The sequence below is a fragment of the Micromonospora sp. NPDC051300 genome, assembly GCF_044455315.1.
Taxonomy (GTDB): domain Bacteria; phylum Actinomycetota; class Actinomycetes; order Mycobacteriales; family Micromonosporaceae; genus Micromonospora; species Micromonospora robiginosa.
This window is the reverse complement of record NZ_JBITEP010000014.1, coordinates 143059-156587: the sequence shown is the minus strand read 5'-3', so window position 1 is coordinate 156587 and position 13529 is coordinate 143059. Positions and strand designations below refer to the sequence as shown.

The window sequence follows — 13529 nt, the reverse complement described above, 5'->3', positions numbered from 1 at the left end:
CACCCGCTACGCCAAACGGGCATCCCTCTACCGAGCCAGCCTGGTCCTCGTCGCCGCTGTCATCTGGCTTCCATGATCGACAGGACAGGCCCTAGGCGTCGCGCCCGCCGGGGCAACCGTCGTGTCGGTTCGGCGCGTAGATGAGGTGCAGGCCCGACGGAGGAGGACGGTTGGCCGACCGCACCGAGTACGACCAGTTCGTGGTCGACCGATCGCCCCGGTTGCTGCGCGTCGCCTATCTGCTCACCGGCGACTGGGCGGCGGCCGAGGACCTGTTGCAGACCGCCCTGGTCAAGGTCTGGTTCGCGTGGCCGCGGGTACGCGGCGACGCCGAGGCGTACGTCCGCCGGACCATCGTCAACACCTACCTGTCATGGCGTCGCCGTCGCTGGACCGGTGAGATCCCGCAGGCGGTGCCGGAGCGCGTCGAGGCGGCCGACCGGGTCACGCAGTACGTCGAGCGGGACGCACTGTGGCGGATGCTCGCCGAGCTTCCCCGGCGGCAGCGAGCGGTGCTCGTGCTGCGCTACTTCGAGGATCTCACCGAGGCGCAGATCGCCGAGACGCTCGGCATCAGCGTCGGCACCGTCAAGAGCCAGGCCAGCAAGGGCCTGGCGAAGCTGCGGACGCACCCCGCACTGACCGCCAGCCGGGACGAGAAGGAGTTCATCCATTGACCGCCGAAGAGGAGCACCTCCGCCGTCTCCTGACGGCGACGAGCGCCGAGGGTCCGACCGGTGAGGACCGCCTGGTGGTGCTGCACCGTCGCATCGCCAGGCAGCGGCGGGTACGCGCCGTCGGCGTCGCCGCCGCCGTGGTGCTGGCGAGCACCGCGACCTCGGTGGGCCTGGTCGTCCGTCAGCCCGCCGACTCGACGCCGTCGCCGCTCGGCAGCACGTCCTCGACGGCGCCGGCCCCGACCGTCGCCCCGGCTCCGACACCGACCGCCGCCGGTGACCTGCTCCCCGAGTACCTGCGCGGGCATCGTCGCGTGCTGGTGCGGGAGATGGTCCTGCCGAGTCGACCGACAGTCACCCTGACGTTCACCCCTGATTCGGCGGACTTCCGGCTGGGCCTCAACTGTGACGACCGCCTGCGCGCGGGCGCGGTTCCCGGTCGACCCGACCATCTGATCCAGGTCACGGTCGCCGGGAAGGTCATCGGCACCGGAGACTGCGGCTCGTCGGGTGCGCCCGGTCCGGCGCTCGTCGACGCCGGGATGAACGGGCACTACTCGCGGTGGAGCGACCTGGGGGTCCGGGCGGGGAAGCCGGTGACGGTCGTGGTCAGGATCGGCAAGCCGCTGGCGACCCCCGACGCGGATGCCCGGCCGGGCGCCGCGACCCACCTCGCCGGCGCGATGGCGGTCGGGGTCTACACGCCGGTGCCGTTCGAGAGTTTCCCGCTCCCGTCCCGGCCCGCCGAGCTGGTCGATCTGGACACCGTCGCGAAGTCGGCGACGGGGAACCCGGGTGAGCCCTTCCCGAACGAACTCGGGGAGGTCGACGCCCGCACCGCCTCGTCGCCGAACGGGTCGTACCGGCTCGACCTGGCCATGCCACTGCAGTTGGACATCGTCGTCTGCGCCGTGGCGCCCGGTCGGATCCGCGTGCTGGTGGACGGGAAGGAGGTGGAGCGGCGGGCGTTCTACGACTGGTCCGGCGAGTGCGGGACGGGAGGCGCGCTGGCCTCCGAATACGATCTTCCGCCCAGGTTCAAGGTGCCGGTCCACACCGGCGAACGGGTCACGGTCACGGTGGTCACGGACAGCTTCACCGTGGCCGGTTGGCGGGTCGGCTTCGCGCCGGGCCCCGGTTGACCGATGAGTCCGGGCCGGTCGCCCGGTCCATCTCGGTGACAGCCTGTTCCGCACAGACCTGGAGTTGCCGCCATGGCCGATCCGACCGTGACAGTCAGCCTGCCGATCGCCGACCGGGTGACGTCACACCGCTTCTACGTCGACGCCCTCGGCTGGACGGCGTTCGGCGAGCCGGCGGCGGACGGGATTCCCGAGCCGCTCCAGTTCGCCGTGAACGACGGCCTGCGGCTGATGCTGGTGCCGAGCGGGGGGTTCGGGTGGGTGATCGGCGACCACGAGGTGGCCGAGCGGGGGCGCAGCGAGTGCGTGCTCAGCTGGGACGCCGGGGATCCCGCCGAGGTGCGGCGGATCGTCGAGCGGGCCCGAACCGCGGGCGCCCGGGTGGTGACGCCGCCGGCCGAGCAGCCGTGGGGCTACACCGCCACGTTCGCCGACCCGGACGGCCACCTCTGGATGGTCACGGCGTCCTGACCCCGATCCGGGGTTCCCGGACGAAGAGGGCCCGGCGGGCACGACCGCATCGGTCGGCCCGCCGGGCCCACTCCGGCAGGGAGGCAGGTCTAGCGGGGCGGTGCGTACTCGGGTTCGGTCTCCGGCGGCGGTTCCTCGTCGGTGTCCGCGCGGTGCCGGGCCACCGGCTCCGGCAGGACGGCGTCCACGGACGGGTCGGGGATGCCGCCGGGGGCGATCGTGCCGCGCCAGCCGCCCGACTCCACCTGCCGACCCTCGATGAAGTCCTTGAACCGCTTCAGATCCGACTCGGCCTGGTGGTTCACCAGGTTCAGCCGGTCGCCGGCCTGCTCGACCAGTCCCTCCGGCTCGTACTCCAGCAGGAGCTGGACCTGGGTGTGGCCGGCGTCGATCGGCGCGAAGCGGACCATGCCGGCATTGGGGGTGCCGCCGGTGGCCGCCCACGCCACCTGCCGGTCCGGCACCTGCTCGACGATTGTGGCGTCCCACTCGCGCTGCACGCCGGCTATCTCGGCCACCCAGTGCATCCGCCTGTCGTCGAGCTGGCGCACCTCCCGCACGCCGCCCATGAACCGCGGAAAGTCCTCGAACTGGGTCCACTGGTTGTAGGCGGTGCTGACCGGCACGTCGACGTCGATGGACTTCTCGACCTTCCTGGTCATGACCACTCCTTGTCTTCCCGTCGTCTGCACCGGAACCGGTACCCCGCCGGAACCGGCCTAACCGGGCGTCGCTCAGACGTAGAGCTTCTTGGCGTAGTCGGGGCCGTAGTGCCGCTCCAGGTCGGCCAGGCTCTCCGCCGGGGCCTCCACCTCCTTGACCAGCCGGGGCCGCGGCGGCAGCACGTCCGGCCGCCAGGTCTCCGGCTGCCACAGCTCGGAGCGGAGGAACGCCTTCGCGCAGTGGTAGAAGATCTGCTCGACGGCCACCTCGACGGCGAGCACCGGGCGGTGACCCTTGACCTCCATGTCGGCGAACCAGGGCGCGTCGCGGAGCAGCCGGGCCCGGCCGTTGATCCGCAGCGTGTCGGTGCGACCGGGGATCAGGAAGACCAGGCCGACGTGCGGGTTGGCCAGGATGTTGCGGTAGCCGTCGGCGCGCCGGTTGCCGGGCCGTTCCGGGATGGCGATGGTGGTGTCGTCCAGCACCAGCGCGAAGCCGGGCGGGTCGCCCTTGGGGGAGACGTCGCAGCGGCCGTCCGCGTCGGCGGTGGCGACCAGGCAGAACGGCGAGGCGGCGAGCCACTCCCGGTCGCGCTGGTGCAGCGTGCGGCGTTCCTTGGCCACCGCCCGGCCGGTCGGTGCGCCCAGCAGGTCGCGTAGCTCCTCCGGGCTGGTGATCTCGTGTGTCGTCACGTCTGCCTCCCCCGTCCGTTGACCTTGACGACGGTTCCGGCCCGCGACGGCTCCGGATCCGTCATGGTCAGTGTAGGAGAGCGCCGGTCGCCGGGTTTGCCCCCGATGACGGCGGGTAGGGACCGGATCGCGGCGCGTGTCCGGACACGACGGTTGGAGGCGGAGATGGAGAGCCGACTCAAGGTGCTCGGCCATCCCGTGCACCCGATGCTGGTGATGTTCCCGGTGGCGCTGCTGGTCACCGCGGTGATCTTCGATCTGGTCGACACCGTCGGCGGGCCGGACTTCCTCGGCGAGGTCGCCTACTGGAACATCACCGTCGGCCTGATCGGCGGTCTGCTGGCCGCCGCGGCCGGCGCGTTCGACCTGCTCGCCCTGCCGGCCGGCACCCGCGCCAAGCGGGTCGGGCTCCTCCACGCCGCCGCGAACATCGCGGTGATCCTGCTCTTCGCCGCCGTCTGGGTGGTGCGGCTCAACGCCGAGTCGCGGGCCGCCGGCGGCGCGCTGATCGCCATCGAGGTGGTCGCCGTGGCGATCCTCGGGATCAGCGCCTGGCTCGGCGGCGAACTGGTGGACCGGCTCGGCGTCGGCGTCGACCCGGAACACGACCTCGACGCGCCCAGCTCGCTGCGACCCGGGCCCCAGCGGATCGGAGACGCGCGATGACGGACCCGAAGGGCTGGCGGGGCCGCCAGCAGGGCTGGGACCCGATGGGCGAGCTGCAGTCGCTGCGTGCCGAGCTGAGCCGCCTGGTCGGCGGTCGCTCCGGCACCCCCGACGTGGAGGTGTCCGAGGTGGCCGACGGCTGGGAGGTGCTGGTCCGGCTGCCCGGCGTGGCGCCGGAGGAGGTGGCCGTCGAGCTGGACGACCGGGAACTGTGCGTGCGAGCCCGGTCGGAGGCCGAGGTCAACGCCGACCACGGCATCCCCGGCGGGTTCACCACCCGGGGCTTCGAGTACCGCGTCGACCTGCCGTCGCGCGTCGACCCCGAGCGGATCGACGCGGTGATGGACCACGGCCTGCTCCGGGTGCGGCTGCCCCGGGCGGTCCGGCCCGCGCCGCGCACCATCACCGTCGGCCGCACCGGCCCGCGCGCCGCCACCGGTCGTACGCCGAGTCAGGCCGACCCGGCCGCGGACCGGGAGCTGCACCACCCGGACACCACGGCCGACGAGATCGACCGTCCGTAGTCCCGGTGACCATCCCGTCTCACGACTCCAGCTCGGCGCGTCCGTCGTCGTCGGCGCTCGGCCCGATCGGCGAGCGCGTCGCCGACGTCGAGCGGATCGCCGTGCTGCGGGCCAACGCGCTCGGCGACTTCATCTTCGTGCTGCCCGCGCTGGAGGCGCTGCGGGCCGCGTACCCGGTGGCGGAGATCGTGCTGCTCGGCGCGCCGTGGCACGCGGCGCTCTGGCGCGACCGGCCCGGCCCGGTGGACCGGGTGCTCGTGGTGCCGCCGGGCCCCGGCATCCGCGAACCCGGCCCGGACGAGTCGCCGGGCGACCCGGCCGACTTCCTGGCCGCCGCCCGCGCCGAACGGTTCGACCTGGCGGTGCAGGTGCACGGCGGCGGCGCCAACTCCAACCCGTTCGTCGCCGGTCTCGGCGCCCGGGTCACCGCCGGTCTGCGGGCCGACGACGCGCCGCCGCTGGACCGCTGGCTGCGCTACGTCTACTACCAGCACGAGGTGATCCGCTATCTGGAGGTGGTCGCCCTGGTCGGCGCGCCGGCCACCACGATCACCCCGGCGCTGGCGGTGACCGACGCCGACCGGGCCGAGGCCGCCGCCGTGCTCGGCGCGCCCACCCGGCCCCGGGTGGCGCTGCACCCGGGCGCCACCGACACCCGGCGACGCTGGCCGGCGGAGAGCTTCGCCGAGGTGGCCCGCGCGCTCGTCGCCGACGGGTACGAGGTGCTGGTGACCGGCACGCCTGTCGAGCGGGAGACGGTCGACGCGGTGGTCGCCGCCGCCGGCGTGCCGGTCCGTCCGCAGGTCGGCACGCTGGGTCTCGGTGCGCTCGCCGCCGCGTACGCGGACTGCGCGCTGGTGGTCTCCAACGACACCGGGCCGTTGCACCTGGCCGCCGCGGTCGGCGCGCCCACGGTGGGGATCTTCTGGGTCGGCAACCTGATCAACGGGGCGTCGCCGCTGCGTGGCCGGCACCGGCCGATCGCGGCCTGGACCACCCGGTGCCCGGTCTGCGGCGTCGACTGCACGCCCGGGATCTATCCGCACCGGCCCGGCGACGGCAACTGCCCGCACCGGGTGTCGTTCGTGGCCGACGTGCCCGCCGTCGAGGTGGTGGAGGCGGCCCGCGAGCTGCTCACACCTCCGCGTTCGACTCGCTGAGCACGACCTCCCACGCCTCCACGTCCCGTTCGGTGACGGTGGTCGGCGACTCCAGGTGGTAGGCCCCGCTGGGCAGCACGCCGGCGCCGCCGTGGCGCTCCAGCACGGCGAGCTGGGCGGCCACGTCCTCGCCCTGGTGCCGCTCGGGCAGCCGCTCCCAGAAGTCGAAGCCGCCGGCGTCGACCAGCTTGGCCCGGTCGTAGAGCACGCAGCCGCCGATCCAGGACACCTTGTACGCCCGCCACGCGCCGGCCGGCAGGTCCAGCTTCTCGGTGACGTGCAACAGGTTCGCCGCCGGGTGGATCGACGCCCGGTGCCACTCCGGCGTGCCGGGGCGGATCCGCTCCGGCTCCGGCCGGCCCGGCCACTCCTCGTAGTGCCGGTGCGTGTCCGGGCGCACGTCGTCGGTGTAGGAGAGGCCGTGCACCGCGTTGCCGACGAACCCGCAGCCCAGCTCGTCGAGCGCGCCGACCAGCCGGGACAGGCTGCCCGGCTCCAGCCACACGTCGTCGTCGAGGCAGAGCACCGCGTCGGCGGCCGACCGGCCCAGCAGGTAGGACCGGTGCTCGGCCAGCCCGCGCCGGGGCAGCCGACGGGTCAGCAGCACCGGGTGTCCCCGGTGGCGCAGCGCCCGGACCATGGTGGCGGCCGCCGGGTGCGCGTACGCGGGCTCGCCGTCGGACTGGTCGCTGACCACCACCCCGAACCCGGGTACGCCCTCCTGGGCGGCCAGCCCGGACAGCGTGACCGCCAGCTCCGCCGGCCGGTTGCGGGTGGGGATGAGCACGTCCACCCGCCGGGGGCGGCGGAACTCGTCGGGGGTGCCGGGGTCGAGCGGTCGGGTCACGCGGGCCTGCTCTCAGTGACCGACTGGGCGCGGATCCGGTCGATGATCGCCGAGGTGGACCGGTCCGGCACGTAGCCGAGCGTGCGCACCTGACCGCCGAGGCGGCGGACCAGCGGCGCCTCCGGCACCATCTCCGGCGGGTAGTCGCCGCCCTTGACGTAGACGTCCGGGCGGACCGCCTCGATCAGCCGGGCCGGCGAGTCCTCCTCGAAGATCACCACGTGGTCCACGCAGGCCAGCGCCGCCAGCAGCGCGGTGCGGTCCTCGACCGGGTTGACCGGCCGGTCCGCGCCCTTGAGCCGCCGGACGCTGCCGTCCGAGTTGACCGCCACGATCAGCAGGTCGCCGAGCGCGCGGGCCTGGGTCAGATAGCGGACGTGCCCCGGGTGCAGCACGTCGAAGCAGCCGTTGGTGAACACCACCGACCGGCCCGCCGCGCGGTGCTCGGCGACCAGCGCGGTCAGCTCGTCCGCGCCGACCAGGGCCGGGTGCCCGGCCTCCTCGCCACCGGCGCCCAGCGCGACCAGCAGGTCCTCGCGCCGGCAGACGCAGGTGCCGGTGTCGGCGACGGTGATGGTGGCGGCGAGCTGGGCGAGCTGCGCGGCGGTGGGCAGGTTCGCCTCGGCGGCGAGCGCCAGCGTCATGGCCGCCAGGTACGCGTCCCCGGCGCCGACGGCATGGCTGGCCGGGACCGGGGTGCTGTGGCTGCGCCGGGGCGAGCCGTCGACGCCGCCGACCACCGCGCCCTCGGTGTCCAGCGTCACCGCGACCACGTCCGCGCCGGTGTGCGCCCGCAGCTCGGACAGGCGCGACTCGGCCAGCACGGCCCGGTCCACGCCCTCGCCGGCCGCCGCGCTCACGGTCACCCCGGTGCCGGTGACGCTGAGCCCGTTCCCGGTCAGCGCCACCCGCTCCTCGCCGGGGGTCGGCTCGCCGGTCGGCCCGGACGTCGCCGCGGGCCCGGCCGCCCCGCCGGTGGGCGCCCCGGACGCCGGATGCGGGGTGCCCGCGACCCGCCCGCCGGCCGGGTCGCCGGTCACGCCCGCCGGGCGCTCGCCGGACCCGCCGGGCGCGGCGCCGACCACCAGCTCGGACGGGCCGTCGGGGTCTGCCTGACGGTCCAGGTGCAGGTCGCCGCCGCCGCGGACGGTGCCGCGCTCGGCGTGCGCGAAGCCGGCGGCGGCGCGGGCCAGCAACCGGGTCGCCTCGGCGAAACTCGGGGTCACCACGGTCGGGTTGAGTCCACGCCAGTCGGCCAGGTCATGCGCGTCCAACGCGACGGTGCCGTACCGGTCGCGGTTGGCGACCAGCCAGGCGCGCACCGCCGAGGGCAGCGCGCCCAGGCCGTAGTCGCAGACCACAAGCGTGACCGGCCCCCCGGCGGCGACGGCCCGCAGCTCCTCGGTGGCGCAGTGCAGCGCGGTCAGCAGGCGGGCCACCCCGTCGGAGTCGAGCGGGTCGTCCGGGCCGCCGGAGTCCTCCCGGAGCAGGATCTGGTTGCCGGCGAGCATCCGCCGTTTGACCGGGGTGGGCCGGCCGGGCTGGCTGACCGTCCGGTCCCAGACCGAGGCCCGGTCCAGGCAGTCGTGCAGCTCGTCGCCGGCGACGTCCGCGCCGACCGGGGCGACAAGCGCGGCCCGGCCGCCGAGGGCGGCGACGTTGACCGCGGTGTTCGCGGCGCCGCCGGCGGCGGAGATCCGGCGGCGCAGGGTGAGGACCGGCGCGGGCGCCTCCCGGCAGAGCCGCTCCGACTCGGCGAACCGCCACTCGTCGAGCATGGCGTCGCCGACGACAAGCACGGGACGTTCCTGCCAGCTCGCCACCACGGTGGCCAGCCGGCGCTCTTCCGCCGCTGCTCCTGCCATGCCCCTCCGGGTCCCCCGGCGCCGACCCGCCAAACCTGGCCGCGGGGCGGCCAGGTGGGACGGGGACCACCCGGCACGTCCGGTTTCGGGGCATCCGCCGGGGGAACCGTCCAGACACACCCCGGAGAGGAGAAGCAGCATGGCAGCGACACTTCAGGGCAAGCGGATCGCCTTCCTGGCCGCCGACGGCGTCGAGGAGGTCGAGTACACCAAGCCCCGCGAGGCGGTGGAGAACGCCGGTGCCCAGGTGGAGCTGGTCTCCATCGAGTCCGGCTCGATCCAGGCGTTCAACCACCTGGACCACGGCAAGCAGTACCAGGTCGACGTCACCACCAAGGAGGCGGACGCCGGGGCGTACGACGGGTTGGTGCTGCCCGGCGGCGTGGCGAACCCGGACTTCCTGCGGGCCGACCCGGACGCGGTCCGGTTCGTGAAGTCGTTCTTCGACGCCGGCAAGCCGGTCGGGGTGATCTGCCACGGCCCGTGGACGCTCGTCGAGGCGGACGTGGTGCGCGGCCGCACGATCACCTCCTGGCCGAGCCTGCGCACCGACCTCACCAACGCCGGCGCCAACTGGGTGGACCAGGAGGTCGTCACGGACAACGGGCTGGTCAGCAGCCGCAAGCCGGACGACCTGCCGGCGTTCTGCGCCAAGATCGTCGAGGAGTTCGCCGAGGGGCGGCACACCGCCGGCTAGAAAACTCATCCGCCCACCGGGGGCATGATCCGCCCCCGGTGGGATAGGAAGCGGGATGACCGCCCAGGCCGCCCGTCCCGCCCTGCCCGCCCGCCAGATCCGCCTGCTGATGTTCGGTCTGATGACCGGCATGCTGCTGGCCGCGCTCGACCAGACCATCGTCGGCACCGCGCTGCCCACCATCGTCGGTGAGCTGGGCGGGATCGACCACTACTCGTGGGTGGTCACCGCCTACCTGCTGGCGTCGACAGCCTCCACGCCGCTCTACGGCAAGATGGCCGACCTGTACGGCCGGCGGCCGGTCTTCCTCTTCTCGATCGGCGCGTTCCTGCTGGGCTCGCTGCTGGCCGGGTTGTCGCAGGACATGACCCAGTTGATCGTCACCCGGGGCGTGCAGGGCCTCGGCGCGGGCGGCCTGATGACGCTGGCGTTCACCATCATCTCGGACGTGGTGCCGCCCCGGGAGCGGGGCCGCTACCAGGGCCTGTTCGGCGCGGTGTTCGGCCTCTCGTCGGTGGCCGGGCCGCTCGTCGGCGGCTACTTCGCGGAGACGAACTGGCGCTGGATCTTCTACATCAACGTGCCGCTGGCGATCCTCGCCATCGTGGTCTGCTGGCACGTCATGCGGCTGGTGCCGTTCCAGCGCCGCGAGCACACGGTGGACTGGCTCGGCGCCGCGCTGCTGGTGGCCGGCGTGAGCTGCCTGCTGCTGGGGCTGAGCTGGGGCGGCACCTCGTACGCCTGGGGCTCCGCGGTGATCGTCGGGCTGTTCGTGGCCGGCGCGGTGCTGGGCGTGGCGTTCCTGCTCCAGGAGGCCCGGACCCGGGAGCCGATCCTGCCGCTGCGGCTGTTCCGCAGCCGCACGTTCGCGCTGGCCAACTCCGCCGGCTTCGTGCTCGGTCTGGTGATGTTCGGGTCGATCATCTTCATCCCGCTCTACCTGCAGATCGTCAAGGGCGCGTCGCCGACCCGCAGCGGTCTGCTGATGCTGCCGATGATGGCCGGCATCATCGTCACGTCGATCCTGACCGGCCGGGCGATGAGCCGGATCGGCCGGTACAAGTGGTTCCCGGTGGCCGGCTCGGCGGTGCTGGTGGCCGGCATGCTGCTGTTCCGCCAGCTCCAGGTGACGACGTCGCTCTGGCTCGCGTTCGGCTACATGGTGGTGATCGGCGTCGGGCTGGGCCTGTGCATGCAGTCGCTGATCCTGGCGGTGCAGAACGCGGTGGACGTCCGCGACCTCGGCGCGGGCACCTCGTCGGCGACGTTCTTCCGGTCGCTGGGCGGCTCGTTCGGGGTGGCGATCCTGGGCGCGGTGCTGTCCACCCGGCTCAGCTCCGCGCTGGCGGACCGGCTGCCCGGCGCGCTCGCCCAGCTCCCGCCGCAGCAGCGGGCGGCGGTGGCGGCCGGCGGCACCGAGAACATCTCGATCAACGATCCGGCGACCATCCTCGCCCTGCCCGGGCCGGTGCGCGCCGCGATCCAGTCCTCGTTCGTCGAGGCGCTGCACCTGGTCTTCCTGACCACCGGGCTGGTCGCGGTGCTGGCGGTGCTGGTCACCCTGCTCATGCCGAACCACCAGTTGCGTGGCGCCGGCCCGCAGGGCGCCACCGGCGGGGCCGACCCGCTGGGCGGGAAGGCCGCCGCGCCGGGCGGCAAGCCGCTGCCGAAGGAGTCGAAGGACGAGGCCGCCGCCGAGATGGAGGCGAAGTCGCAGACGATGCTCTGAGCCGGCCCGCTCGGGATGCCGCCGGCGGAGCCGGCCTATTTCAGGATCAGGCGGTTGGTCTGCTCGAAGACGTCCAGGTCGGCGAGCGTCTCGTGCACGCTGGACGAGAGCGGGGCGGGGAACTCCTCCGGGTGGAAGAAGCCCGCGTCGGTGGTCTCGTCGGTGAACCGGGACAGCTCGCCGTCCCACTCGTCGACCCGGAACGCGGTGGTGAAGACCTGGTAGGTGTGCCCGTACATGTTGGTGTGGGTGCGATCCGGGCCGGTGTAGAGCGCGAACGCGCTGACCCGCAGCGCGCGCAGGCCGGTCTCCTCGCGCACCTCGCGGACGGCGCAGTCGGCGATCGACTCGCCCAGTTCCATGGCGCCGGCCGGCAGTGCCCACTGGCCGTTGTCGGAGCGCTGGATCAGCAGCACCCGGGCGGCGTTGTCGCGCACCACGGCGCGGGCGCCGACGAACATCAGGGTGCGGTCGCCGGCCAGCGCGCGCAGTTGGCCGACGTACGAGTCTGCCCACGAGATGCTCACCCGGACAATCTACGCAGCAATGCCGGGCCTCTCGGCCGTTCCGGGGGTTCCGCTGGTGTGAACGGCGACACTACGTTGTTACCCATGCGTAGCACGATGATGGACGCCCCACTCCAGGTCTCCCGGATCCTCGAACACGGCGCCACCGTGCACGGCGCGGCGGAGGTGGTCACCTGGACCGGCGCCGAACCCCGCCGGATGACGTACGCGGAGGTGGGCCGCACCGCCGCCCGGCTGGCGCACGCGCTGCGCGACGAGTGCGGCGTGACCGGCGACGAGCGGGTCGCCACCTTCATGTGGAACAACAACGAGCACCTGGTGGCCTACTTCGCCGTGCCGAGCATGGGCGCGGTGCTGCACACGCTCAACCTCCGGCTCTTCCCGGACCAGGTCGCCTACATCGCCAACCACGCCGAGGACCGGGTGGTGCTCGTCGACAGCACGCTCATCCCGCTGCTCGCGCGCGTGATCGGCGAGCTGGCCACGGTGCGCCACGTGGTGGTGGTGGGCGGCGGCGACCCGGCCCCGCTGGTGGCCGCCGCCGGCGACCGGATCACCGTGCACCACTGGGACGCGCTGCTGGCCGACCGGCCGGACGTCTTCGACTGGCCGGAGGTGGACGAGCGGGACGCGGCGGCGCTCTGCTACACGTCCGGCACCACCGGGAACCCCAAGGGCGTGGCCTACTCGCACCGCTCGATCTATCTGCACTCGCTCCAGGTCTGCATGCCGGAAGGCTTCGGCCTCGGCCCGAAGGACCGGGAGCTGGCCATCGTGCCGATGTTCCACGCCATGTCCTGGGGCCTGCCCTACGCGGCGTTCCTCTCCGGCGCCTCGCTGATCATGCCGGACCGCTTCCTCCAGGCCGAGCCGATCGCCGCGATGATCGCCGCCGAGCGGCCCACCCTGGCCGGCGCCGTGCCGACCATCTGGACCGACCTGCTGGCCTACCTGGACAGCCACGACGTGGACACGTCCTCCCTGACCGAGGTGATCGTCGGCGGCTCGGCCTGCCCGCCGGCGCTGATGCACGCGTTCCACGACCGGCACGGCATCGAGGTCATCCACGCCTGGGGGATGACCGAGATGTCTCCGCTGGGCTCGGTGTCGCGGGCCCCGGCCGGCGCCACCGGTGACGACGCCTGGCGCTACCGCTACACCCAGGGCCGCGTGCCGGCCGGGGTGGCCGCGCGCATCGTCGGCCCGCTGGGCGAGCCGCTGCCCGCCGACGGCACGTCCGTGGGTGAGCTGGAGGTCCGCGGACCGTGGGTCACCGCACGGTACGTCGGGGACGACGTCGGAGACCCCGAGAAGTTCCGGGACGGCTGGCTGCGGACCGGGGACGTCGGCACGCTCTCCCCGGACGGCTACATCACGCTCACCGACCGCGCCAAGGACGTGATCAAGTCGGGCGGGGAGTGGATCTCCTCGGTCGAGCTGGAGAACGCCCTGATGGCCCATCCGGCGGTGCTGGAGGCGTGCGTGGTGGGCGTGCCGGACGAGCGCTGGGACGAGCGGCCGCTGGCCACCGTGGTGGTCCGCGAGGGCGCCTCGGTCACCGCCGAGGAACTGCGCGACTTCCTGGCCGGCTCGGTGGCCCGCTGGCAGTTGCCGGAGCGCTGGGCGTTCATCGACGCGGTGCCGAAGACGAGCGTCGGCAAGTTCGACAAGAAGGTGGTGCGCTCCCGGTATGCCGACGGCGGCCTTGAGGTGCGGGAACTGACCGCGCCGTAACACTTTCCGGCGTACCGTCGCCTACACGGGTAGGAACACGATCCAACGGACATTCCTCCCCAGAGGGCGGCCCCGGCGTTCGCACCGCGCCGGGGCCGCCCGTCCGTTACGGGGTGACCCGCACCGTCATTGTCG

13 protein-coding genes and 1 pseudogene are annotated in these 13529 nt (G+C 73.6%); 9 read left to right on the top strand and 5 right to left on the bottom strand.

What is annotated here, in order from left to right; all coding sequences use genetic code 11:
- Positions 1 to 170: 170 nt before the first annotated feature.
- From ACIA5A_RS17960 to ACIA5A_RS17950, 3 genes are all read left to right on the top strand, one after another.
- Positions 171 to 677: a SigE family RNA polymerase sigma factor gene (locus ACIA5A_RS17960; protein WP_396763093.1), complete on the top strand. Its 507-nt coding sequence runs from the start codon at positions 171 to 173 to the stop codon at positions 675 to 677.
- Positions 674 to 1819 (top strand): hypothetical protein, encoded by a 1146-nt coding sequence (locus tag ACIA5A_RS17955; protein ID WP_396763090.1) that lies wholly within the window; start codon positions 674 to 676, stop codon positions 1817 to 1819. Before ACIA5A_RS17960 ends, ACIA5A_RS17955 begins: the two co-directional genes overlap by 4 nt.
- A 72-nt stretch (positions 1820 to 1891) precedes the next feature.
- A complete protein-coding gene (locus ACIA5A_RS17950; RefSeq protein WP_396763087.1) occupies positions 1892 to 2290 on the top strand; it encodes a VOC family protein in 399 nt (132 codons plus the stop codon).
- A 215-nt stretch (positions 2291 to 2505) separates the two neighbouring features.
- On the opposite strand, the pseudogene ACIA5A_RS17945 reads toward ACIA5A_RS17950, so the two are convergent.
- Both ACIA5A_RS17945 and ACIA5A_RS17940 read right to left on the bottom strand, forming a co-directional pair.
- Positions 2506 to 2952 (bottom strand): annotated as a pseudogene (locus tag ACIA5A_RS17945) (SRPBCC family protein); the annotation flags it as partial.
- Positions 2953 to 3024: 72 nt separating this feature from the next.
- Positions 3025 to 3645 carry a pyridoxamine 5'-phosphate oxidase family protein gene (locus ACIA5A_RS17940; RefSeq protein ID WP_396763084.1) on the bottom strand — a complete coding sequence of 207 codons (621 nt, stop codon included), beginning with the start codon at positions 3643 to 3645 and terminating at the stop codon, positions 3025 to 3027.
- Positions 3646 to 3810: 165 nt separating this feature from the next.
- Between ACIA5A_RS17940 and ACIA5A_RS17935 the strand changes: the two genes are divergently transcribed.
- Genes ACIA5A_RS17935 through ACIA5A_RS17925 form a run of 3 tightly spaced genes read left to right on the top strand, consistent with a single transcriptional unit; the run spans position 3811 to position 5995 of the window.
- Positions 3811 to 4311, top strand: coding sequence for a DUF2231 domain-containing protein (locus ACIA5A_RS17935; RefSeq protein WP_396763082.1), 501 nt, complete (start codon positions 3811 to 3813; stop codon positions 4309 to 4311).
- Positions 4308 to 4835 (top strand): Hsp20/alpha crystallin family protein, encoded by a 528-nt coding sequence (locus ACIA5A_RS17930; RefSeq protein WP_396763079.1) that lies wholly within the window; start codon positions 4308 to 4310, stop codon positions 4833 to 4835. The genes ACIA5A_RS17935 and ACIA5A_RS17930 overlap by 4 nt, the downstream gene beginning before the upstream one ends.
- 5 nt (positions 4836 to 4840) lie before the next feature.
- A complete protein-coding gene (locus tag ACIA5A_RS17925) occupies positions 4841 to 5995 on the top strand; it encodes a glycosyltransferase family 9 protein (protein WP_396763077.1) in 1155 nt (384 codons plus the stop codon).
- Here ACIA5A_RS17925 and ACIA5A_RS17920 read toward each other — a convergent pair.
- Positions 5970 to 6842 carry a glycosyltransferase gene (locus ACIA5A_RS17920; protein WP_396763074.1) on the bottom strand — a complete coding sequence of 291 codons (873 nt, stop codon included), beginning with the start codon at positions 6840 to 6842 and terminating at the stop codon, positions 5970 to 5972. The two genes, ACIA5A_RS17925 and ACIA5A_RS17920, sit on opposite strands and share 26 nt — an antisense overlap.
- Positions 6839 to 8707: a D-glycero-beta-D-manno-heptose 1-phosphate adenylyltransferase gene (gene rfaE2 / locus ACIA5A_RS17915; RefSeq protein ID WP_396763071.1), complete on the bottom strand. Its 1869-nt coding sequence runs from the start codon at positions 8705 to 8707 to the stop codon at positions 6839 to 6841. Before rfaE2 ends, ACIA5A_RS17920 begins: the two co-directional genes overlap by 4 nt.
- A gap of 139 nt (positions 8708 to 8846) precedes the next feature.
- Between rfaE2 and ACIA5A_RS17910 the strand changes: the two genes are divergently transcribed.
- Both ACIA5A_RS17910 and ACIA5A_RS17905 read left to right on the top strand, forming a co-directional pair.
- Positions 8847 to 9404, top strand: coding sequence for a type 1 glutamine amidotransferase domain-containing protein (locus ACIA5A_RS17910; protein WP_396763068.1), 558 nt, complete (start codon positions 8847 to 8849; stop codon positions 9402 to 9404).
- A 55-nt stretch (positions 9405 to 9459) separates the two neighbouring features.
- The gene (locus tag ACIA5A_RS17905; protein WP_396763065.1) at positions 9460 to 11133 is read left to right on the top strand and encodes an MDR family MFS transporter; all 1674 of its coding nucleotides are present in this window, start codon (positions 9460 to 9462) and stop codon (positions 11131 to 11133) included.
- A 35-nt stretch (positions 11134 to 11168) separates the two neighbouring features.
- Here the strand turns inward: ACIA5A_RS17905 and ACIA5A_RS17900 are convergent, their stop codons facing one another.
- Positions 11169 to 11660 carry an NUDIX domain-containing protein gene (locus ACIA5A_RS17900; RefSeq protein WP_181571379.1) on the bottom strand — a complete coding sequence of 164 codons (492 nt, stop codon included), beginning with the start codon at positions 11658 to 11660 and terminating at the stop codon, positions 11169 to 11171.
- Positions 11661 to 11744: 84 nt separating this feature from the next.
- Here ACIA5A_RS17900 and ACIA5A_RS17895 point away from each other — a divergent pair, with 84 nt between their 5' ends.
- Positions 11745 to 13394, top strand: a complete 1650-nt coding sequence (locus ACIA5A_RS17895) for a fatty acid--CoA ligase (protein ID WP_396763063.1) — start codon at positions 11745 to 11747, stop codon at positions 13392 to 13394.
- The last annotated feature ends 135 nt before the right edge of the window (positions 13395 to 13529 follow it).

Bases quoted from the DNA above. Each gene is read 5' to 3' on its own strand.
- ACIA5A_RS17950 (WP_396763087.1), top strand. From the start codon at position 1,892: ATGGCCGATCCGACCGTGACAGTCAGCCTGCCGATCGCCGACCGGGTG.
- ACIA5A_RS17935 (WP_396763082.1), top strand. From the start codon at position 3,811: ATGGAGAGCCGACTCAAGGTGCTCGGCCATCCCGTGCACCCGATGCTG.
- ACIA5A_RS17930 (WP_396763079.1), top strand. From the start codon at position 4,308: ATGACGGACCCGAAGGGCTGGCGGGGCCGCCAGCAGGGCTGGGACCCG.
- rfaE2 (WP_396763071.1), bottom strand. From the start codon at position 8,707: ATGGCAGGAGCAGCGGCGGAAGAGCGCCGGCTGGCCACCGTGGTGGCG.
- ACIA5A_RS17910 (WP_396763068.1), top strand. From the start codon at position 8,847: ATGGCAGCGACACTTCAGGGCAAGCGGATCGCCTTCCTGGCCGCCGAC.
- ACIA5A_RS17905 (WP_396763065.1), top strand. From the start codon at position 9,460: ATGACCGCCCAGGCCGCCCGTCCCGCCCTGCCCGCCCGCCAGATCCGC.
- ACIA5A_RS17895 (WP_396763063.1), top strand. From the start codon at position 11,745: ATGCGTAGCACGATGATGGACGCCCCACTCCAGGTCTCCCGGATCCTC.